This window comes from Helicobacter pylori Shi112, from assembly GCF_000277405.1.
GTDB classification, from domain to species: Bacteria; Campylobacterota; Campylobacteria; order Campylobacterales; family Helicobacteraceae; genus Helicobacter; species Helicobacter pylori_C.
In genome coordinates, this window is the sequence record NC_017741.1 from 1,476,555 (window position 1) to 1,497,429 (window position 20,875).

The 20,875-nt window shown below is 38.9% G+C and carries 24 protein-coding genes, 1 rRNA gene and 3 pseudogenes; 22 read left to right on the top strand and 6 right to left on the bottom strand.

The window, feature by feature from the left end:
* Positions 1 to 37: 37 nt before the first annotated feature.
* Both hpnL and HPSH112_RS08830 read left to right on the top strand, forming a co-directional pair.
* A pseudogene (gene hpnL / locus HPSH112_RS07130) lies at positions 38 to 202 on the top strand (nickel-binding protein HpnL); the annotation flags it as partial.
* Positions 123 to 311 (top strand): hypothetical protein, encoded by a 189-nt coding sequence (locus HPSH112_RS08830; protein WP_228921638.1) that lies wholly within the window; start codon positions 123 to 125, stop codon positions 309 to 311. The pseudogene hpnL and the gene HPSH112_RS08830, both read left to right, overlap by 80 nt.
* 444 nt (positions 312 to 755) lie before the next feature.
* On the opposite strand, the gene HPSH112_RS07135 is transcribed toward HPSH112_RS08830, so the two are convergent.
* Genes HPSH112_RS07135 through sppA form a run of 3 tightly spaced genes read right to left on the bottom strand, consistent with a single transcriptional unit; the run spans position 756 to position 3,619 of the window.
* Positions 756 to 1,856, bottom strand: coding sequence for a restriction endonuclease subunit S (locus HPSH112_RS07135; protein ID WP_000937127.1), 1,101 nt, complete (start codon positions 1,854 to 1,856; stop codon positions 756 to 758).
* Positions 1,857 to 2,738 carry a formyltetrahydrofolate deformylase gene (purU, locus tag HPSH112_RS07140; RefSeq protein WP_000889166.1) on the bottom strand — a complete coding sequence of 294 codons (882 nt, stop codon included), beginning with the start codon at positions 2,736 to 2,738 and terminating at the stop codon, positions 1,857 to 1,859.
* 2 nt (positions 2,739 to 2,740) lie between these two features.
* On the bottom strand, positions 2,741 to 3,619 hold the full coding sequence (sppA, locus tag HPSH112_RS07145; RefSeq protein WP_000269726.1) for a signal peptide peptidase SppA: 879 nt from the start codon (positions 3,617 to 3,619) through the stop codon (positions 2,741 to 2,743).
* 70 nt (positions 3,620 to 3,689) lie between these two features.
* Between sppA and HPSH112_RS07150 the strand changes: the two genes are divergently transcribed.
* The 6 genes and pseudogenes from HPSH112_RS07150 to HPSH112_RS08980 all read left to right on the top strand — a co-directional run bounded on the left by HPSH112_RS07150 (position 3,690) and on the right by HPSH112_RS08980 (position 6,757).
* A complete protein-coding gene (locus tag HPSH112_RS07150) occupies positions 3,690 to 3,950 on the top strand; it encodes a hypothetical protein (RefSeq protein ID WP_000752188.1) in 261 nt (86 codons plus the stop codon).
* A 239-nt stretch (positions 3,951 to 4,189) separates the two neighbouring features.
* Entirely contained in the window at positions 4,190 to 4,858 is a 669-nt protein-coding gene (locus tag HPSH112_RS07160) for a toll/interleukin-1 receptor domain-containing protein (RefSeq protein WP_000642955.1), read from the top strand.
* A gap of 8 nt (positions 4,859 to 4,866) precedes the next feature.
* Positions 4,867 to 5,322, top strand: a complete 456-nt coding sequence (locus HPSH112_RS07165; protein ID WP_000897957.1) for a hypothetical protein — start codon at positions 4,867 to 4,869, stop codon at positions 5,320 to 5,322.
* Between the two features lie 10 nt (positions 5,323 to 5,332).
* Positions 5,333 to 5,800, top strand: coding sequence for a hypothetical protein (locus HPSH112_RS07170; RefSeq protein ID WP_000368683.1), 468 nt, complete (start codon positions 5,333 to 5,335; stop codon positions 5,798 to 5,800).
* Between the two features lie 293 nt (positions 5,801 to 6,093).
* Positions 6,094 to 6,276, top strand: a pseudogene (locus HPSH112_RS09035) (IS1595 family transposase); the annotation flags it as partial.
* 182 nt (positions 6,277 to 6,458) lie between these two features.
* Positions 6,459 to 6,757, top strand: a pseudogene (locus HPSH112_RS08980) (hypothetical protein).
* An 812-nt stretch (positions 6,758 to 7,569) separates the two neighbouring features.
* Here the strand turns inward: HPSH112_RS08980 and HPSH112_RS07185 are convergent.
* Positions 7,570 to 9,074, bottom strand: a 16S ribosomal RNA gene (locus HPSH112_RS07185).
* Between the two features lie 502 nt (positions 9,075 to 9,576).
* A complete protein-coding gene (locus tag HPSH112_RS07190; RefSeq protein ID WP_014662288.1) occupies positions 9,577 to 10,356 on the bottom strand; it encodes a hypothetical protein in 780 nt (259 codons plus the stop codon).
* A gap of 124 nt (positions 10,357 to 10,480) precedes the next feature.
* On the opposite strand from HPSH112_RS07190, the gene HPSH112_RS07195 reads away from it, so the two are divergent.
* From HPSH112_RS07195 to HPSH112_RS07255, 13 genes are all read left to right on the top strand, one after another.
* Positions 10,481 to 10,969: a peptidylprolyl isomerase gene (locus HPSH112_RS07195; protein WP_014662289.1), complete on the top strand. Its 489-nt coding sequence runs from the start codon at positions 10,481 to 10,483 to the stop codon at positions 10,967 to 10,969.
* Between the two features lie 17 nt (positions 10,970 to 10,986).
* Positions 10,987 to 11,217, top strand: a complete 231-nt coding sequence (locus tag HPSH112_RS07200; protein WP_000906447.1) for a carbon storage regulator — start codon at positions 10,987 to 10,989, stop codon at positions 11,215 to 11,217.
* Complete coding sequence (locus HPSH112_RS07205; protein ID WP_000542947.1) at positions 11,217 to 12,020, top strand: 4-(cytidine 5'-diphospho)-2-C-methyl-D-erythritol kinase; 804 nt, start codon at positions 11,217 to 11,219, stop codon at positions 12,018 to 12,020. The genes HPSH112_RS07200 and HPSH112_RS07205 overlap by 1 nt, the downstream gene beginning before the upstream one ends.
* Positions 12,017 to 12,475, top strand: coding sequence for an SsrA-binding protein (gene smpB / locus HPSH112_RS07210; RefSeq protein ID WP_000766474.1), 459 nt, complete (start codon positions 12,017 to 12,019; stop codon positions 12,473 to 12,475). The genes HPSH112_RS07205 and smpB overlap by 4 nt, the downstream gene beginning before the upstream one ends.
* 2 nt (positions 12,476 to 12,477) lie before the next feature.
* Entirely contained in the window at positions 12,478 to 12,930 is a 453-nt protein-coding gene (gene exbB / locus HPSH112_RS07215) for a TonB-system energizer ExbB (RefSeq protein ID WP_000661853.1), read from the top strand.
* A gap of 10 nt (positions 12,931 to 12,940) precedes the next feature.
* The gene (locus HPSH112_RS07220; protein WP_000755085.1) at positions 12,941 to 13,342 is read left to right on the top strand and encodes an ExbD/TolR family protein; all 402 of its coding nucleotides are present in this window, start codon (positions 12,941 to 12,943) and stop codon (positions 13,340 to 13,342) included.
* Between the two features lie 73 nt (positions 13,343 to 13,415).
* Complete coding sequence (gene rpmH / locus HPSH112_RS07225) at positions 13,416 to 13,550, top strand: 50S ribosomal protein L34 (RefSeq protein ID WP_001847286.1); 135 nt, start codon at positions 13,416 to 13,418, stop codon at positions 13,548 to 13,550.
* Complete coding sequence (rnpA, locus tag HPSH112_RS07230) at positions 13,510 to 13,995, top strand: ribonuclease P protein component (protein WP_001112435.1); 486 nt, start codon at positions 13,510 to 13,512, stop codon at positions 13,993 to 13,995. The genes rpmH and rnpA overlap by 41 nt, the downstream gene beginning before the upstream one ends.
* A complete protein-coding gene (gene yidD, locus HPSH112_RS07235; protein WP_001245450.1) occupies positions 13,982 to 14,332 on the top strand; it encodes a membrane protein insertion efficiency factor YidD in 351 nt (116 codons plus the stop codon). The genes rnpA and yidD overlap by 14 nt, the downstream gene beginning before the upstream one ends.
* Before the next feature lie 5 nt (positions 14,333 to 14,337).
* Positions 14,338 to 15,981, top strand: coding sequence for a membrane protein insertase YidC (yidC, locus tag HPSH112_RS07240; protein ID WP_000360144.1), 1,644 nt, complete (start codon positions 14,338 to 14,340; stop codon positions 15,979 to 15,981).
* Positions 15,981 to 16,778: a Jag N-terminal domain-containing protein gene (locus HPSH112_RS07245; RefSeq protein ID WP_001180778.1), complete on the top strand. Its 798-nt coding sequence runs from the start codon at positions 15,981 to 15,983 to the stop codon at positions 16,776 to 16,778. The genes yidC and HPSH112_RS07245 overlap by 1 nt, the downstream gene beginning before the upstream one ends.
* On the top strand, positions 16,771 to 18,123 hold the full coding sequence (gene mnmE / locus HPSH112_RS07250) for a tRNA uridine-5-carboxymethylaminomethyl(34) synthesis GTPase MnmE (protein WP_014662290.1): 1,353 nt from the start codon (positions 16,771 to 16,773) through the stop codon (positions 18,121 to 18,123). Before HPSH112_RS07245 ends, mnmE begins: the two co-directional genes overlap by 8 nt.
* Positions 18,124 to 18,326: 203 nt before the next feature.
* Complete coding sequence (locus HPSH112_RS07255) at positions 18,327 to 20,561, top strand: outer membrane beta-barrel protein (RefSeq protein WP_000915368.1); 2,235 nt, start codon at positions 18,327 to 18,329, stop codon at positions 20,559 to 20,561.
* Here the strand turns inward: HPSH112_RS07255 and HPSH112_RS08660 are convergent.
* Positions 20,558 to 20,701, bottom strand: coding sequence for a hypothetical protein (locus HPSH112_RS08660; RefSeq protein WP_012443443.1), 144 nt, complete (start codon positions 20,699 to 20,701; stop codon positions 20,558 to 20,560). The two genes, HPSH112_RS07255 and HPSH112_RS08660, sit on opposite strands and share 4 nt — an antisense overlap.
* On the opposite strand from HPSH112_RS08660, the gene HPSH112_RS08840 reads away from it, so the two are divergent.
* Entirely contained in the window at positions 20,652 to 20,780 is a 129-nt protein-coding gene (locus HPSH112_RS08840; protein ID WP_079990323.1) for a histidine kinase, read from the top strand. The two genes, HPSH112_RS08660 and HPSH112_RS08840, sit on opposite strands and share 50 nt — an antisense overlap.
* Positions 20,781 to 20,875: the final 95 nt, after the last annotated feature.

A 20,875-nucleotide genomic window follows, 5' to 3' on the forward strand; every position in this document is an offset into this window, starting at 1 on the left:
GTGAGCTAGAATTTAAATTTCAATTAAGGGAGTCATCATGGCACACCAACAACAAGCGCAACAACAGCAACAACAACAGGCTAACAGCCAACACCACCACCATCACCATGCACACCACCACCATTACTATGGCGGCGAACACCACCACCATAACGCGCAACAACATGCTGAACAACAAGCAGAGCAAAAAGCTCAACAACAGCAACAACAACAAGCACACCAACAACAACAACAAAAAGCGCAACAACAAAACCAACAGTATTGATTGGGGCGTTTGTGGGGGCGGCCTTAGGGCTACTCCTAGCTTTTAACCCTTTCTTTTAATCTAGTAAATTTATCCGTTTAAACTAGCCCTTTTAACTCCATTAGATTTTTAAACTTTTAAATTTCCTCTTTTTTATGATTGCCAAATGGCTCTGTTTTTTGTCAAATAAAGATAAGCTTTACTAATTGAGTGGCCGTTAATTGGGGTACAAAAACTTTACCATGCGTATTTGGCACGATCTAGGGGTGTTTTAAGGGGGTTTGTTGTAGGATTTCATCACGCCCCATAGTTGCGATATGGGGCAAATCTGTTCTTAAAAGGGTTTATCATGAAAAGAAAACATGATAAAAACTCTTGGCTAGTATTATACATTAAAATCTCTTTTAAGGGGTTTAAAGTAATCTTTTCTATTATTAGCCAAAGTTCCCCTGAGCTTAAAAGCTTAGGGATTTGCTTTGCGAAGTGGGTTTGTCCTTGACTTTTGGGGCGTTTATTTTTTTAAAACCCTGATTTTAGCGCTCATTAAATCGTGGTTTAAAGCTTTTTTGATGTTTTCAAATTGGCGTTTTTTGTTTTTAAGGCTGGTGATCTCATTATCCAAAGCGCTTAAAATGTTAGCGATAGCGATTTGTTCGTTTAGGGGGGGTAAAAAAATAGTCTTTTCTTTATAATCTTTGAAATAAATATGCGGTATTATGCTACCGCTTGTGAAATTTTTAAAATCAAAATTAGATAACAAATAAAATAAAAACTCTGTTGTTGTTCTATGATTAGCAATTAACGCTCCCATAGTAGATAAAATATTTGTTTTAGGTGGCAAAATCCTTACTCTGCCTACACTTCCATCTTTGACAATAGAAATATAAGGCTTATCACTAATGAAAGTTGTATCTGTATAGCCTATGAAATTATTCACATCATAGACTTTAATTTTTCCTTGTTGCGTGATTTGTTCTACACTTAAATTTGATGTTAAATAGTTGGCAATATCCCCAAGCCTCACTCTTTGCCAAGCTTGATTAAAGCCTTTCAAGCGTTTTCTTTGGCTCAATAGTTCAAAACTTAAAGCTTTTTTAACGCCCTCTTTTTTAAGAATGAGAGCGTCTAATGCATAAAGATAACGATCCAAAGCGCTTAAAATGTTAGCGATAGCGATTTGTTCGTTTAGAGGGGGTAGGGGGATTTCACATAGTGCAACTTTTGGGATTGTTAATTGTGGAATAGTAGTTTGCTCGGTGTTAAATTTTACTTTTGAATTGATATATTCCGCATAAAACCTACAATCAATATTACTAATTTTTGGCTGTAAGACTAAAAGCCTACCGATAGGGACATAAGGATAGTCTCTAAAAAAAGCAACACCTATTGTTCCTCTAGCCGTTATTGTTATGCTCTTATTTTTAATAATAAAAAAAGATGAATATCCACATAAACCTTTTTTTTCAATCGCATTTGAATAAATGGGGTAATTAAAATCACTTTGTTTTGTATTTGAATAATGTGGCTTAGATAAATCGCCTCCAGCCGTAATGAAAAATATATCCCCAAGCCTCACTCTTTGCCAATTTAAGGGCAGTATTAATGGGAGCATTCAAAACACCACCGTTTTGTTTTCATGCACAAACACTCGATCTTCTAAAACCAGTTTTAAAGCCCTAGCCAAAACCAGTTTTTCTATATCCTTACCCGCTAGGCGCATTTTTTCCACGCTGTAATTGTGGTTAATGGGCAGAGTGTCTTGTATGATAATCGGCCCGGCATCAAGGCTTTCATTCACAAAATGCGCCGTGGCCCCGATGACTTTCACGCCCCTTTCAAACGCTTGCTGATAAGGGTTAGCCCCGATGAATGCGGGCAAGAAACTATGATGGATATTGAGAATCTGGTTTTCATAGCGCTTCGTAAAATCATGGCTTAAAATGCGCATGTATTTGGCTAAAACGAGCAAATCCGCGCTCACTTTGTGTTTTAATTCCAGGTTTTTAATGATTGCTAAAACTTCTTTTTCATGCAAAGCTTGATTATCACAAGGCGCATAAAAATAAGGGATGTCAAATTTTTCCACTAAAGGGCGTAAAATCTCGTGGTTGGAAATAACGCCTAAAATTTGAGCACTCAATTCCCCTCCATACACCCTTAAAAGCAAATCCCCTAAGCAATGGCTCTCTTTAGTAGCGAGCAAAATGATGTTTTTTTTATGCGTTAAAATGACTTCAATCAATAGTTCGTTAAAGTTTTCTAGGGCTTTAAAAAGAGCGGTTTTTAAGGATCGCTCTTCTTGCTCTTTAATTCCAGTATTCAAGGGCTTAATTTCTTTTTGGATTTTTAGCCGCATGAAAAAGCGCTGTTTTAAGGAATCAACAAATTCATCGTTTTTAACGATATTATAGCCCTTGTTAGCGATAGTGGTGCTAATCGCGCTCACCAAGCCTTTAGAATCTCTAGCTTGAATTTTTAAAATAAATTCTAACATGTTCATCTCATTAATAATTGATAGCCAAACGCTTGCGTGATGATATTTGTCGCTGATTGCGTGGCTTTTTCAATGAAGCGCTCCATGGGGCTTTTTTCCAGCCAATAGGCTTTTTTAACCTTACTCAATTCCATTAAGCGATTTTGCGCTTGCTTGATCGTGCTGATTTTATCAATGAGTTTTAATTTTAGAGCGTTTTGAGCGCTAAAGACCTTCCCTTCAGCAAAATCCTTATAATCCTTAGCGTCTAATTTCCTGGCTTTTGCGACATCATTCACAAACATTTGGTATTGCTCATTGACTAAATTTTGCAAAAATTCTTTTTCGTTGGGTTTCCATGCCCTAGTGAAAGTGCCTATTTCTTTGTATTCGCCCGCATGCACGCCTTGAGTGGCTACGCCAACTTTATTGAGCAAGTTTTCCACATTCGCGCCCGAAAAAATCACCCCAATCGATCCGATCAAACTCGCTTTAGAGGCATAAACTTCGCTCGCTTGCATGCCCGCATAATAACTCCCGCTCGCCATAACCCCCCTAGCATACGCTAAAACGGGCATTTTTTGCTTCAAATCAGCGATTTTTTCGCTCAATTCCACGCTCGCTGACACCGCCCCACCAGGAGAGTCAATCAAAAGTAAAACACCCTTAATGCTAGGGGTTTTTAAGATCTTATCCACTTCTTTGTCAAAATCCTCTGCGCTAAAAATCGCCCCATTTAAATAGAGTTTAGCGAGATTGGGCGGGGCGCTTGGCGCGCTTTCTTTAGCGCTAAAAAAGACTAATACAATCAATAACAGCACAAACGACTTGAAATACTTCGTGATAAAATCTAAAGGCGCGATTATTAAAGCCTTAAAGATTTTTTGAATGAGACTCCACATGCGGTTTTCCTAGACTTAAAAATTTGACCATAAGAGTGTATTATACTTCAAATGTTTTAAGGATTAAATCATGGCGTGTAAATTTTGCCCTAAGATCAGAAAAACAGATTGGATTTTTATTTTAATCGCTGCTTTAGGCTTTTATGCAGCCAATAAACTGGGGTATGCGCCCAAATTCAATACCCCCACTTCAAAGCTTTCACGCCCTCTTCCACACCCTATTGAAAAGTCTGACAATATGACCGAAGAAGAGAGGAAAAAGCGCTTCATAAAGTTGCAAAAAGCATGCTTACTCCATAAAGACAAAAAGGCATGCGAAGAGGTTTTTTAGATTGCATTTGTTGTTTTTGCACTTTTTAAGGTCGTTGTAAATTGATACGCCCTTTTTGTTTGTAAAAAGGCTTTTTTTTAGCGGCGATTTTTAGCGCCAAAATAGCCCTTAAAACCCCAAAATTTAGGCACTCTTAAGCTAATTCTAAGTCTACTATAATCAAAAGATTTTAAAGGAAACTTAAAATCGTGTTTGTAAAGGTTTGAGAATTTCATAAAAATATTAAGGAAAATTGTATCATGAAAGCTTTTAAGGTTGATTTAGATAGTAGTGAAAATATTATTTTAAAACCCAGCGCACGCCCTTCTAACAACCAAGCCTATCAAGTTGATAAAGTGGCCAAAAAGATTTATGAATTGATTAAAGGCGCTAAACATTCTAACGATGACATCATCTTAAACCACAATAAAATTAAAGAAGCCTTTTTTAGCCCGTTCAAACCACAGCTAAAAAACGCTCAAGTGTTCCTATCGCATTCGCATGCGGATAAAAATAAGGCTTTAAAGGTTAAAAACTATTTGGAAAGCGAAACAAATCGCAGAGTATTTATAGACTCGCTCTTTTGGGATTATAAAGACGATGTCTTAAACGAATTGGCAAAATACGATGATACAAGCAAGATTGAAGACGCTTTCACGCTCATTCTCAGAGAATCTTTACAAGACATGATTGAAAAATGCCCTTATTTCGTGTTTTTACAAAGCAACAACAGCGTTTCCAATCAAGGGCTATCGCGCATCACTTATTCGACATGGATTTATGAAGAATTAAAAATCGCTCATTCCATTAGAGAGAGTCGTCCAACTCCAATGATGGAAAGCGCGCAAGTCTCTCATGATATATCGCCATTTTTAGAAAGTCTAGAGATTATAACCCTTAGCGAACTATCACAACAAATCAATTCATAGGAACAAGCATGCTTTTTAAAACTTATCAAAAATTATTGGGCGCGAGCTGTTTAGCGCTGTATCTAGTGGGCTGTGGGAGCGGCGGTGGCGGTGAATCGCCGGTTGAAATGACTACAAATAGCGAAGGTGTGTTTCAAATCAGCTCCAAAGCGGATAGCGTTACTATTCAAGGCGTGAAGCTCAATAGAGGTAATTGTGTTGTCAGTTTTTCTCCAATATATGCTCGATTAATTTCTGTGCAAGACTTTAAAGATGAAGCACACACGTACGAGTATATAAAAAATAAGAAAAGCTTAGCAGAAATGCAGAATAAAATTTCTCAATTAGAGCAAAAGGGTGTGATGATGGAGCCTCAAACCCTTAAATTTGGGGAAAAAATAGAGGGCATTTCTCAAGGGTGCGATATTATAGAAGCAACAATACAAACCGATAAAGGCGCTTGGACTTTCAATTTTAACAGATAATCAGGCAAATATGGACAATCATAACCCTACAGAAAGAGAAAAAGAAAGAGCAAAAATCCTTGCCGAAGAGCTCAAAATCTTGCAGGGCGTTACCAACAGAATGGCGCAAAATTCTTTGGAGTGCAAGAAATGGACACTCGCGCTCGCTGTGGGGGTTTTATCCCTCAAAATAGAGGCGATCTCTCATCTTTATGGGCTGTGTGTTTTAGGGGTGTTGTTAGCATGCTTTTATCTTTTAGACGCTTATTATCTCATGCTAGAAAGGTTGTTTAGGGAGCAATACCAATGGCTGATAAAAAACAGAATTAAAACCGATGAAAGGCTGTTTGAAGTCTTTCCTGCTCATCAAACTTGCCGGTTCGCACTATACTTATGCGCCATGCGTTCGTTTAGCCTTTTCCCTTATTGGGCGTTAGGTCTTTGTTTGGTGGGCTATGGTTTTGTTTTTAATTCTGTTTCAATAAAGTGTTGGCTATAAAAGAGCTTGACTTCAATCAAACGATAACTTTTAAAGCGTTTTAGGATTTAGGGTATCGCAAAATAACCACTTTCCATGTCCATTCCCATAAACCTGATACAAGTTCTCCTTATACCCAAACTCACACTCTTTTAAATGAAGTAAATGGTTGATTTATGAGTGGTTTTTTTGTTTTAAGAGCTAAACATCTATTTAAAAACACTAAGTCGTTTCTAAATCAAGCTTTGAGAAATCTAATTGTATATTTTTATCTAACATAGCGGTATCCAAATTTGATCTGAAATGGTGCTATTATAGAGAGTTTTTGGAGCTCTTCTCAAAGGGGCGTTTGAGTCAGTTCAAGAGGATAAAGAGAGAGAATTTCTTGATCCATTTGAAGGAGTGTGAGTTCAGGTATTAAGGAAAACCTGTATCAAACTCTGTTAAGATTGATTAGAAAAAATTTGATTAGTTATTTTGACCCAAGGGAGATATGAGCATGATCATCTACTATCAAAACAGATATGGTGAAGGGCATGAGCAAAGAGAAGAACGCCCATACTTTGTTATTTATGAAAACAAGGACTTTTTCTTAGCATTCCCACAAACAACAAAAAAGAAACAAGGCAAAAAATACCCTTCACATAAAAACTACATTATAAATGAAGAAAATGAGATAATGATTGATCAGTTGCAAGTTGTCCCAAAAGCACAAGTTTTAGAGAATAATATGGCAAGAAGTCTTGCATTAGCATTACAAAAAGCGTCTATCCCTAGATCCGCATCAACGCATAGAGCCCTACTCATCAATCATTTTTTAGAACAAGTTATTTTACAAAGCCCATCTGATAAAAACAAAATATAGAACCAATTGCTTTTGGAAGTATTATCAAACTCAACCCACACAATAGAAATCCCTTATTAAAACCCTACAGCGCATTTATTGCGCTCAATTCCATTATTCAGGCATGCTCCTAGTGGCCCCCTATGAAAACGATTCTATGATTTTTGAGTTATTGCATTGCATTGATTTTCAAGCGTGCAATTTTGAACGCCAACCACTTGTTCAACTAGATCCCAAAGAAATTAAAACCCAAATCTTTGAGCGTTTAAAACTCTAAAAATAAGGCTTTAAACACCAATACCTGAACGGAGTTTTCAAATCCAAACGCATTCAATCATAATCAACCAAAACTTAAACAAAAGAAATAAGAAACAAAACAAGCAAGCAATACAAGCATAAGATAAAAACAAGATTTAAGAAAAATAAAACTTAAAACAAACTAAAACATTAAACATTAAACATTAACAAACAATAAGCAATCAAAACACAAGAATAAAAAAACAAGATTTAAACAACCAACACAACTAGTAAAAAATTTAAAACAGCAAGTAAGAAGTAAAAGCTCAAGCACAAGAATGAAAAAACCAAAAACAAGCGATTGAAACCAAACCAACCCAATTCAATGGAAGTCAAAATTAAGTAAAAACAAAAAGTAAAAGCTCAAGCACAAGAATAAAAAAACAAGATTTAAACAACCAACACAACTAGTAAAAAATTTAAAACAGCAAGTAAGAAGTAAAAGCTCAAGCACAAGAATGAAAAAACCAAAAACAAGCGATTAAATTCAATAAAAGTCAAAATTAAATGAAACCAATAAAACAAAGAAGATAACAAATAAGAAAAAAGAAAGAATAAGCCCAATCCTTCAAAACTAAGCAACAAGAAGTTCTTTTGTCAGGTAATACTCTTGGCTTTCAATAAGCGAATATTAAAAGCTTTTCTCTAGAAAGGAGGTGATCCAACCGCAGGTTCACCTACGGTTACCTTGTTACGACTTCACCCCAGTCGCTGTGTGTGCCGTGGGCAGTAGCTAATTTAGCATCCTGACTTAAGGCAAACACAACTCCCATGGTGTGACGGGCGGTGAGTACAAGACCCGGGAACGTATTCACCGCAACATGGCTGATTTGCGATTACTAGCGATTCCAGCTTCATGCAGGCGAGTTGCAGCCTACAATCCGAACTGAGAGGTGTTTTGAAGATTGGCTCCACTTCGCAGTATTGCTTCTCTTTGTGCACCCCATTGTAGCACGTGTGTAGCCCTAGGCGTAAGGGCCATGATGACTTGACGTCGTCCCCACCTTCCTCCTCCTTACGGAGGCAGTATCCTTAGAGTTCTCAGCATGACCTGTTAGCAACTAATAAAGGGGGTTGCGCTCGTTGCGGGACTTAACCCAACATCTCACGACACGAGCTGACGACAGCCGTGCAGCACCTGTTTTCAAGGTCTGGCAAGCCAGACACTCCACTATTTCTAGCGGATTCTCTCAATGTCAAGCCTAGGTAAGGTTCTTCGTGTATCTTCGAATTAAACCACATGCTCCACCGCTTGTGCGGGTCCCCGTCTATTCCTTTGAGTTTTAATCTTGCGACCGTACTCCCCAGGCGGGATGCTTAATGCGTTAGCTGCATTACTGGAGAGACTAAGCCCTCCAACAACTAGCATCCATCGTTTAGGGCGTGGACTACCAGGGTATCTAATCCTGTTTGCTCCCCACGCTTTCGCGCAATCAGCGTCAGTAATGTTCCAGCAGGTCGCCTTCGCAATGAGTATTCCTCTTGATCTCTACGGATTTTACCCCTACACCAAGAATTCCACCTACCTCTCCCACACTCTAGAATAGTAGTTTCAAATGCAGTTCTATGGTTAAGCCATAGGATTTCACACCTGACTGACTATCCCGCCTACGCGCTCTTTACGCCCAGTGATTCCGAGTAACGCTTGCACCCTCCGTATTACCGCGGCTGCTGGCACGGAGTTAGCCGGTGCTTATTCGTTAGATACCGTCATTATCTTCTCTAACAAAAGGAGTTTACAATCCTAAAACCTTCATCCTCCACGCGGCGTTGCTGCTTCAGGGTTTCCCCCATTGAGCAATATTCCCTACTGCTGCCTCCCGTAGGAGTCTGGACCGTGTCTCAGTTCCAGTGTGTCCGTTCACCCTCTCAGGCCGGATACCCGTCATAGCCTTGGTAAGCCATTACCTTACCAACAAGCTGATAGGACATAGGCTGATCTCTTAGCGATAAATCTTTCCCCCGTAGGGAGTATCTGGTATTAATCATCGTTTCCAATGGCTATCCCAAACTAAGAGGCACATAACCTATGCGTTACTCACCCGTGCGCCACTAATCAGCCTTCTAGCAAGCTAGAAAGCTTCATCGTTCGACTTGCATGTATTAGGCACGCCGCCAGCGTTCACTCTGAGCCAGGATCAAACTCTCCATAAAAGTGTTTGTCCTAAAGCTCTTTTGTTTTTTGATAGGCTGTTATCATTTCTAACAACAGCTTTAGCGTATCACAAGAACTCGTTTTATACTTTATTGAATAAAACGGGTTGTGTTCTTAAGTATTACAACAACAAAACAGAAAGAAACTTTTTAAAAAGGTTTAGCCAAACGCTAACCTATAAAATACTCTCATGCTATTCAACCAACAATTATATACGCAATTATATACGATAATACAATCAATGGTATTGACCAGCATTCGTTGGATAAGAATTTCTTATAAAAGAATGAAAGTTATTCAAACCCTCACTCTTTCAAATAAGTTATCCTTAAATAATGTTAGAATATCCCTTTAAAAAGAACTTCTATCAATTTGCTTAGTTTTCAAAGATCGTTTGCTCTAATCAGCTATCCTTGCAAGTTATCAAGCAGCTTTTTAAAAGCCCTTGCTGAAACAAGGAAATGAAAGTATAGTCATACAAAGCTTAAGGTTTGCTTAAATTTAGGGAATGTTTTGAAAAATATTTTGATTTTTTAGATCGCTTAAAAATTGCACGATCTTTTCTTTAGGGATAATCACCAAACTTTCTTGATTTTCTAAAGTGCTGCTAGCCATTCCCATAAACTCCCCCACTTCGCTAAAATAAGGCCTCCCTCCCCACAACACGCTCCCCTTTTTAAAAGAAGCATCAAGCGAAAGAAACTTTTTAGATTTCAAAAGTTCAGCCACAGAAATATCCGTTATCTGTATAGAAAAAGAATTCTCCTCATTCAACGCCGGGTAGTAGAGATCAGAATTGGGTGTTTTTTGATTGGTGTAAGGATTTGAATGAAAAGTTTGAGCGTATTTTGTGTAAATCCTTGCATGATAATAGCTCTCTTCTCTTTTATGGCAATAATCGTCTCTAAAATCGGCGGTTTTTAAAAGCGAAAGCCCTTGATCCCTATCCATCGCTTCAAGGCGCAAGCTGGCTATACAAATCAGCTCTTTAGCGCTGCTGTCTTGCATTTTGGCTAAAATCGTTTTAGGGTATAAGCCGTTAGAATAAAGCGTTTCAGAAGAAGCGATATAACGCCCGTTTTCTAGCAAAGTCGCGTAGCCTTCTTTATAAGTCCCATCGCTAAAATACACTTTCAATAACGCAACAGAATAAACCCATGCAGGGAGCGCTGGATCAAGGGGCGGATCGTCTCTAACGATCTGAATGTTATTAGCGTTCATCATGCATGAAAATAAAACGATACAACAACCCACCGCTAATCTTTTATGCCAAAACGCCATCATCAAAACTTACCGCTTAAATTTCAAAAGTATCCTACAACACTATCGGCCAAAATACCATTTGTTTTAATTTATTGCTATAATAGATCATTTGAATGACAAAAGCTTATCGCAAAGGTTTATGATGGATCCAATTAAAACTTATGAAATTAAAGAAGAAGAGCTTGCAAAAACCGCTTACGCCACGATCAAAACCAATAAAGGCAATATCGCTCTAGAGCTTTTTTATAAAGACGCGCCCCAAGCGGTGAGTAACTTTGTAGCTTTGGCTAAAGAGGGTTTTTATGATGGGCTTAACTTCCATCGTGTGATCGCAGGCTTTGTGGCTCAAGGAGGTTGCCCTTATGGCACAGGCACAGGCGGGCCAGGACACCGCATTAAATGCGAAGTGGCCCATAACCCCAACAAGCACAAAAGAGGCTCGCTCTCTATGGCGCATGCTGGAAGAGATACAGGGGGGAGTCAATTTTTCTTGTGTTTTGTGGATTTGCCCCATTTAGATGGCGAGCACACCGTATTTGGCAAAATCAAAAACGCAGAAGGCCTTAATGTCTTGGATAAAATCAAACAGGGCGATATTATAGAGAGCGTTGTGTTTAGCTCTTCTCTATAAGGAACAAGAAACTAGACATGCTCATACTCAGCCGCAAAGTTAATGAAGGGATTGTCATTGATGATAACATCCACATTAAAGTCATTTCCATAGATAGAGGGAGTGTGCGTTTAGGGTTTGAAGCGCCTGAGAGCACCCTTATTTTGCGCGCTGAACTCAAAGAGGCCATTGTGAGCGAAAACCAAAAAGCTTCTGTGTGCGTAGATGAAAGCTTGTTAGAAAACATCAAAAAGGTCATTAAGCCTTGATGCATGCTTTTGAAGTTTATCCTAAAGTCAATATTTTTTTAAAAATCCTTCACAAAGAAGGGGCTTACCATAAGCTCATTTCTCGCATGTGTTTGGTCAAAGATAAATTCAAAGATATTATCAGCGTCAAAAGCGCGCTTTCCTTTTCGCTAAAAGGGGATTTTGACTGCCCTTTAGAAGAAAACTCGCTCTTTAAAGCCCTCCAAATTTTAAAAAATTTTTTAAAATCAAAAAATTTCTCTCATTCTGCCATCAAATCCCTAGACACCCTAGCGATTGAAGTGGAAAAAAACATCCCCACTCAAGCCGGGTTAGGCGGTGGGAGCGCTGATGCTGGGGGGCTATTGTATCATCTGAATCAAATTTTTGACTGGCGTTTGAGTTCAGAAGAGCTTTATAGCATGGGATCTTTAGTGGGCACAGACACCAATTTTTTCATCTCGCAACACAAAAGTGCTAACGCCACTTCTTACGGCGAAGTTATTGAAAATTTTGAAGAAGAGCCTTTAGAAAATCGCCTAGAAATCTATGCGCCAAACCATGTTTTTTGCAGCACCAAAGCTATTTATCAAGCCTATAAGCCTGAAACTTGTTTTTCTCAAGCTAAAGAGTGGCTTAAAAAACCGAGTTTAGAATGCCTAAAGACTTGCGACAGAAACGAATTAAACGATCTTTTAAAGCCGGCTTTACTCACTAACCAAGCCTTAAGAGATATAGAAAGCGAATTAGGCAAGGAGTGGTTTTTTAGCGGGAGCGGGAGCGCGTTTTTTAGGCTAAAGCCTGCGTTAAAAGGGGGCGAATGAAACTCATTGCCAGCAATAAAAAAGCCTATTTTGACTATGAAATCTTGGAAACTTTGGAAGCGGGATTAGCGCTTTTAGGCTCTGAAGTGAAGGCTTTGAGGCAAACTAGGGTGAATTTAAAAGATAATTTTGTTAAAATAATCAAAGGAGAAGCTTTTTTATTTGGTGTTCATATATCATATTTAGATACAATCCATGCGTATTACAAGCCCAATGAAAGGCGAGAGCGTAAGTTGCTTTTACACAAAAAGCAATTATTGAAATGGCAAATTGAAGCGTCTAAAGAACGCTTGAGTATCGTAGGATTGAAATTGTATTTTAACCAAAGGAATAAAGCTAAAATCCAAATTGCTTTAGTGAAAGGAAAAAAATTGCACGATAAAAGACAAAGTCTTAAAGAAAAAGCGCTCAATAAAGAAATTCTTGCTGATTTAAAACACCACTTTAAAGGATAATAATGAAAGAAATGGTAGATTATGGGGTTATAGGGTTTTTGATCTTTTTATCAGTCATCGTTATAGCGATCGCAATAGAAAGGTTGTGGTTTTTTGCCACTCTTCGTGTAGATGACTACACAGACAGGCGTAAATTAGAATTAGCCCTACACAAACGACTGACTTTAGTGGCCACGATTGGCTCTAACGCCCCTTATATCGGTCTTTTAGGAACGGTTATGGGGATCATGCTCACTTTTATGGATTTAGGATCCGCTTCTGGCATTGACACTAAAGCGATCATGACTAATTTAGCCCTTGCCTTAAAAGCGACTGGCATGGGGTTATTGGTAGCGATCCCTGCGATTGTGATTTATAACTTGTTAGTGAGAAAAAGCGAGATTTTAGTCACTAAATGGGATATTTTCCACCACCCGGTTGATGCGCAATCCCATGAGATTCATAACAAAGCCTAAGGATTAAGCGGTGAAAAAAGTAGAATCCATGAATGTGGTGCCTTTCATTGACATCATGCTTGTGTTGTTGGTGATCGTGCTTACAACAGCGTCTTTTGTGCAAACTTCAAAGCTCCCTATTAGCATTCCCCAAGTGGATAAAGACAGCACTGATTCTAAAGATGTGTTGGACAAAAAACAAGTTACAATCTCCATTTCCAATAAAGGCTCTTTCTATTTAGACGATAAAGAAATCAGCTTTGAAAATTTAAAACACAAGGTTTCCACTTTGGCTAAAGACACCCCTATTGTCTTGCAAGGCGATAAAAAAAGCAATTTGGATAACTTTATCAAAGTAGTGGATTTGTTGCAAACTAACGATCTGAAGCAACTTTACATTCTTGTTGAAGATAAAAAGAATCAAAAAAATTAGTTTTAGTCAATTTTTAGCATTCTTTAGCTAAAATCTACGCTTATGTAATTTTTATAATTTAAGGGAGTTTTAAATGAAACGCACTTACCAACCACACAACACCCCAAGAAAGCGAACCCATGGCTTTCTTGTGAGGATGAAAACCAAAAACGGGCGCAAGGTGATTAATGCCAGACGAGCTAAGGGCAGAAAAAAGCTTTCCGTCTAAACCCTATGACTCTTTAAAAAACAAGAGTGAGTTTGATAGGGTTTATCAAAAGGGTTTCAAAAAACACAACCCTTTTTTTTCGCTCTTTGTTTTGGATTTATCAAAAGAGCCACCAAAAGAAAAAGAGGGCTTTAAAGATCCGCTCTCTTGTAGGCTTAAAGACAAAAAAGCGCTTTATTTATTAGGTTTGAGCGTGTCCAAAAAAGTCGGCAACGCCGTGAAACGAAACCTTATCAAACGCCGTTTGCGTTCGCTCACATTAAAGCATGCTGCACTTTGTCAAGGGCTTGCTTTGGTGTTTGTGCCTAGAAGCGATTGTTACCATTTAGATTTTTGGGCTTTAGAAAAACATTTTTTAGAAATGCTAACCTCCATTAAAAACTATATGAACAAAGCCTTAAAAGGCTTGAAAAAAGGAATAACTCATACCTATGCGAAACAATAAAACGCCTTGCACGATTTTTACGGCATTGATTAGGGGTTACCAACGCTTTTTTTCGGCTTTCACCTTTTCAAGCTGTCGGTTTTACCCCACTTGCTCCAATTACGCTCTGTGGTTGCTCTATTTTGAAAACCCTTTGAGCGCTATGGGTAAAATCGCTATAAGGATACTCTCATGCAACCCTTTTTGCTCTGGAGGCATCGCTTACCCCACTACTCGCTTGAAACGCCCGAGTTTGCTCCAATCTCATAAAGATTTTAATCGCAATTTTAAAACCATCACTTTTTGGCTCGTTCCTACTACAAAAAGCCACGCAACTTACTACATCATTAAGGTTTAATCACAATGGATAAAAACAACAACGCCAATATTCGCTTGATTTTAGCGATCGCTCTGTCTTTCTTGTTTATCGCTATTTACAGCTATTTTTTCCAAAAACCAAACAAAACAACAACCCCAACCACAAAGCAAGAAACAGCCAACAACCACACAGCAACAAGTCCTAACAACACGCCCAACGCTTTTAGTGCCACTCAAGCAATCCCCCAAGAGAATTTGTTAAGCACGATTTCTTTTGAGCATGCCAGAATTGAAATTGACTCTTTAGGGCGTATCAAACAGGTTTATCTCAAGGATAAAAAGTATCTAACCCCCAAACAAAAGGGCTTTTTAGAGCATGTGATCCATCTTTTTAACCCCAAAGCTAACCCGCAAACCCCCCTAAAAGAACTCCCCCTTTTAGCAGCCGATAAACTCAAGCCTTTAGAAGTGCGTTTTTTAGACCCTACGCTCAATAACAAAGCGTTCAACACCCCTTATAGCGCTTCAAAAACCACTCTTGGGCCTAATGAACAGCTTGTTTTAACCCAAGATTTAGGCGCTCTTACCATCATTAAAACCCTGACTTTTTATGATGATTTGCATTATGATTTGCAAATCGCCTTCAAATCGCCTAACAAGATTATCCCTAGCTATGTGATCACCAATGGTTACAAGCCGGTGGCTGATTTGGACAGCTACACCTTTTCAGGCGCGCTTTTAGAAAACAACGACAAAAAAATTGAAAAAATTGAGGATAAAGACGCTAAAGAAATCAAACGCTTTTCTAACACCCTCTTTTTATCCAGCGTGGATAGGTATTTCACCACTTTGCTTTTCACTAAAGATCCTCAAGGTTTTGAAGCCTTAATTGATTCAGAAATCGGCACTAAAAACCCCTTAGGGTTCATTTCCCTTAAAAATGAAGCGAATTTGCATGGCTATATTGGCCCCAAAGATTACCGCTCTTTGAAAGCGATTTCGCCCATGCTCACTGATGTGATAGAGTATGGCTTGATCACTTTCTTTGCTAAAGGCGTGTTTGTTTTACTGGATTATTTGTATCAATTTGTGGGTAATTGGGGTTGGGCCATCATTCTTTTAACGATTATCGTGCGCCTAATCCTTTACCCCTTAAGCTATAAAGGCATGGTGAGCATGCAAAAGCTCAAAGAAATAGCCCCTAAAATGAAAGAACTCCAAGAAAAATACAAGGGCGAACCCCAAAAGTTGCAAGCCCACATGATGCAGCTTTACAAAAAACATGGGGCTAATCCGCTAGGGGGTTGTCTGCCCTTAATCTTGCAAATCCCGGTGTTTTTTGCGATTTATAGAGTGCTTTATAACGCCGTGGAATTGAAAAGCTCAGAGTGGATCTTATGGATTCATGATTTATCCATTATGGATCCGTATTTTATTTTGCCGCTTCTTATGGGAGCGTCTATGTATTGGCACCAAAGCGTTACGCCAAGCAGCGTGACCGATCCCATGCAAGCGAAGATTTTTAAATTCTTACCCCTATTATTCACAATCTTTTTAATCACTTTCCCTGCAGGGTTAGTCTTGTATTGGACCACGAACAACATCCTTTCGGTGTTGCAACAACTCATTATTAATAAAGTCTTAGAGAACAAAAAACGCGCACACGCGCAAAACAAAAAGGAAAATTGATGCAAAATCCTATTGAAATCAAAGCCAAAACCTTAGAAGAAGCCCTCATTCAAGCTTCTATCGCCTTGAATTGCCCCATTATCAATTTGCAATACGAAGTCATTCAAACGCCCTCTAAAGGTTTTTTAAATATAGGCAAAAAAGAAGCCATTATTTTAGTTGGCGTTAAAGAAAGCGTTAAAGAGATTCAAGAAGAGAGCGTTAAAGAAACCAACACGAAAGAAATCCATCAAAGCGCAGAAGAAAAAAAACAAAACTTAGAAATAGAAACACCGCAAGGAGAAATAATCACCCCTAAACCCCCTAAAAAAAACCTTAAAGAAGAATCTCATAATGGAGACAAACTCCATGAGATTAAACAAGAATTGAAAGACTTGTTCTCCCACTTGCCCTATAAAATCAACAAAGTGGAGGTGAGTTTTTATGAACCGGGGGTTTTATTGATTGATATTGATGGCGAAGATTCCGCTCTTTTAATTGGCGAGAAAGGCTATCGTTACAAAGCCCTTTCTTACTTGCTCTTTAATTGGATTCACCCTGCTTATGGTTATAATATCCGCTTAGAAATCTCCACCTTTTTACAAAACCAAGAAAAGGTTATGGACACGCAACTCCAAAGCACGATCATGACCGTTCATGAAGTGGGTAAGGGGCAGATGAAAGCCCCTGATGGCGTTTTAACCTATATCGCTTTAAAGAAATTACGAAAAGCGTTCCCTAACAAATATGTTTCCATCAAAACCAATTTAAACGATGAAAAATACATCGTCATCAACGATTTCCACCACAATGAATGACACCATCGCCGCTATCGCTACCCCTTTAGGCAAGGGAGCGATTAGCGTTATTAAAATCAGCGGCAATAGCGCTCTAAACATCCTCAAACAACTCACCCAAAAACAAGACTTCACCCCCAGATACGCTTATGTGCGCGATATTTTTTCTAATGGTGTTTTATTGGACAAAGCGTTAGTGATTTATTTCAAAGCCCCCTATAGTTTCACTGGCGAAGATGTGTGCGAAATCCAATGCCATGGAAACCCTCTTTTAGCGCAAAATATCTTACAAGCTTGTTTGAATTTAGGAGCTAGGCTTGCTAAAGCGGGGGAATTTAGCAAAAAAGCCTTTTTAAACCATAAAATGGATTTGAGCGAGATTGAAGCGAGCGTTCAGCTCATCCTTTGTGAGGATGAAAGCGTTTTAAACGCTCTAGCCAGGCAGCTTAAGGGCGAGTTAAAAATTTTTATTGAAGAGGCTAGAGGCAATCTTTTAAAGCTTTTGGCGAGCTCAGAAGTTTTGATTGATTATAGCGAAGAAGACATTCCTAACGATTTTTTAGATGAAGTATCTCTTAATTTAGAAAAACAAATCGCCTCTTTTAAAGACTTACTGGATTTTTCTAACATGCAAAAACAAAAAAACAAAGGGCATGCCTTAAGCATTGTTGGCAAACCCAATGCTGGCAAAAGCTCTTTATTAAACGCCATGCTTTTAGAAGAAAGGGCTTTAGTGAGCGATATTAAAGGCACAACAAGAGACACTATAGAAGAAGTCATTGAATTGCAAGGGCATAAGGTGCGCTTGATTGATACGGCTGGCATTAGAGAGAGCACGGATAAAATAGAACGATTAGGGATTGAAAAAAGCCTTAAAAGTTTAGAAAATTGCGACATTGTTTTAGGCGTGTTTGATCTTTCTAAACCCCTAGAAAAAGAAGATTTTAACCTTATTGACACCCTCAATCGCGCTAAAAAGCCTTGCATTGTTGTTTTGAATAAAAACGATTTAGCGCCCAAACTGGAGCTTGAAACCTTAAAATCTTATCTTAAAATCCCTTATTCTTTACTAGAAACCAACACCCTAAATTCCAAGGCTTGTTTGAAAGATTTGAGCCAAAAAATCAGCGCCTTTTTCCCCAAACTAGACACTCAAAACAAGCTCTTACTCACTTCCCTAGCCCAAAAAACCGCCCTAGAAAACGCCATTTTTGAATTGCAAAACGCTAAAAACCATTTAGAAACTTTGGAGCTTTTTTCTTATCATCTTTTAAGCGCGATAGAAAGCTTGAACTTGCTCACCCGCCCTTATGAAACCAGCCAAATGCTAGACAGCATGTTTAGCGAATTTTGCTTAGGCAAATGAAACCGCTTAAAGAATGGGTTAAAACCCCTTTTTAGCGCCACTTTTTAAGACTTTTTTACGCATTAGCGCCGTTTAATATCTATATTTACAAAAAACAATACTGCCATTTTTCAAAAAGGGGTAAAATAAGCTAGTTTAAAATATATACATACTATAAGCTATTTTTGAGTAGAAATGTTAAAAAAGACCATTAAGGAGATTTTATGTTAAAACTCGCTAGCAAAACAATTTGTTTGTCCCTAATCGGCTCATTCACTGCTTTAGAAGCCTACCAAAAGCACCAAAAAGACGGCTTTTTTATAGAAGCCGGGTTTGAAACCGGGCTATTACAAGGCACACAAACTAAAGAACAAACCATAGCCACAACTCAAGAAAAACCCAAACCAAAACCCAAGCCCAAACCCATTACCCCTCAAAGCACCTATGGGAAATACTACATATCCCAAAGCACCATTTTAAAGAATGCGACCGAGTTATTTGCAGAGGACAATATCACCAACCTAACCTTTTATTCTTTAACCCCTGTGTATGTAACCGCTTACAACCAAGAAAGCGCTGAAGAAGCTGGCTATGGCAATAACAGCTTGATTATGATACAAAACTTCTTGCCTTATAATTTAAACAATATTGAGCTTAGCTATACAGACGATCAAGGCAATGTGGTCAGTTTGGGCGTGATAGAAACTATCCCTAAACAATCTCAAATCATTCTGCCCGCAAGCTTGTTTAACGATCCACAACTTAACGCTGATGGCTTCCAACAACTCCAAACCACCACCACACGATTTTCTGATGCCAGCACGCAGAATCTGTTTGATAAGCTCAGTAAGGTTACAACCAATCTTCAAATGACCTATATCAATTACAACCAATTTTCTAGCGGTAACGGCAGTGGCTCTAAACCCCCATGCCCTCCATACGAAAATCAAGAAAATTGTGTGGCTAAAGTGCCGCCTTTCACCTCTCAAGACGCTAAAAATTTGACCAATTTAATGCTGAACATGATGGCGGTGTTTGATTCTAAATCTTGGGAAGATGCCGTTAAAAACGCCCCCTTTCAGTTTAGCGACAACAACCTGTCAGCGCCATGTTATTCTGATTACCTCACATGCGTGAATCCTTACAACGATGGGCTTGTTGATCCTAAATTGATCGCTAAAAATGCCGGAGATGAATACAATATAGAAAACGGACAAACAGGATCAGTGATATTAACGCCGCAAGATGTCATCTATAGCTATAGAGTCGCTAATAATATTTATGTGAATCTCTTACCTCCAAGAGGAGGGGATTTGGGGTTAGGATCTCAATATGGTGGTCCTAATGGCCCAGGCGATGATGGCATCAACTATGGTGCTTTAGGGATATTGTCTCCTTTCTTAGATCCTGAAGTGCTGTTTGGCAAAGATTTGAATAAAGTCGCCATCATGCAATTAAGAGACATCATCCATGAATACGGGCATACTTTAGGCTATACGCATAACGGGAACATGACTTATCAAAGAGTGCGCATGTGTGAAGAAGGCAATGGGCCAGAAGAGCGCTGTAAGGGTGGGAGGATAGAGCAAGTGGATGGGAAAGAAGTGCAAGTGTTTGACAACGGGCACGAAGTGCGAGACACCGATGGCTCTACCTATGATGTGTGTTCTCGTTTTAAAGATAAGCCCTATACAGCGGGCAGCTATCCTAACTCCATCTATACCGATTGCTCTCAAGTCCCCGCTGGGGTTATAGGCGTTACAAGTGCGGTTTGGCAGCAACTCATTGATCAAAACGCCCTACCGGTGGATTACACTAATTTGAGCAGCCAAACCAACTATTTAAACGCTAGTTTGAACACGCAAGATTTTGCAACCACCATGCTTAGCGCGATCAGTCAAAGCCTTTCATCCACTAAATCTAGCGCCACTACCTATCGCACTTCAAAAACCTCACGGCCATTTGGAGCCCCCCTATTAGGCGTTAATCTTAAAATGGGCTATCAAAAATATTTTAATGATTACCTAGGGTTGTCTTCTTATGGCATTATCAAATACAACTACGCTCAAGCCAATAACGAAAAAATCCAACAATTAAGCTATGGTGTGGGAATGGATGTGTTGTTTGATTTTATCACCAATTACACTAACGAAAAGAACCCTAAAAACAATCTAACCAAGAAAGTTTTCACTTCATCTCTTGGGGTGTTTGGGGGGTTAAGGGGCTTATACAACAGCTATTATTTGCTGAATCAATACAAAGGGAGCGGTAATTTAAATGTAACCGGTGGATTGAATTACCGCTACAAGCATTCTAAATATTCTGTGGGCATTAGCGTTCCTTTAGTCCAGTTAAAATCTAGGGTCGTTTCTAGCGATGGTGCAACCACTAATTCTATCACCCTCAATGAAGGGGGCAGCCATTTTAAAGTGTTTTTTAATTATGGGTGGGTGTTTTAGGGGTTAAAATATTCTTTAGCTCTGGCTCTAAAAACGCTCTTTTTAAGCTCTCTTATAAGCGGTTTTAGTTCTGTTTTATGCGTGAGCGTTATGGATCGCTCTTTTTGTTCTCGTATCGCTTGCGTGATTGGGTCTTTCACGATTGGATATATCGCCTACTGCTCCTTTCGTATTCAAACGCCCCTTTTTAAGCGGTCGTTTGGTTTAAAATTGCGTTAGCCTTTAAAAAAGTTGTTAGTTTGTGGGACAAAAAGACAGACCCTAGCTTTGAGAATTTGAAAGCCCAAAGTCATTTGGTTTTTCAAATAATCTCG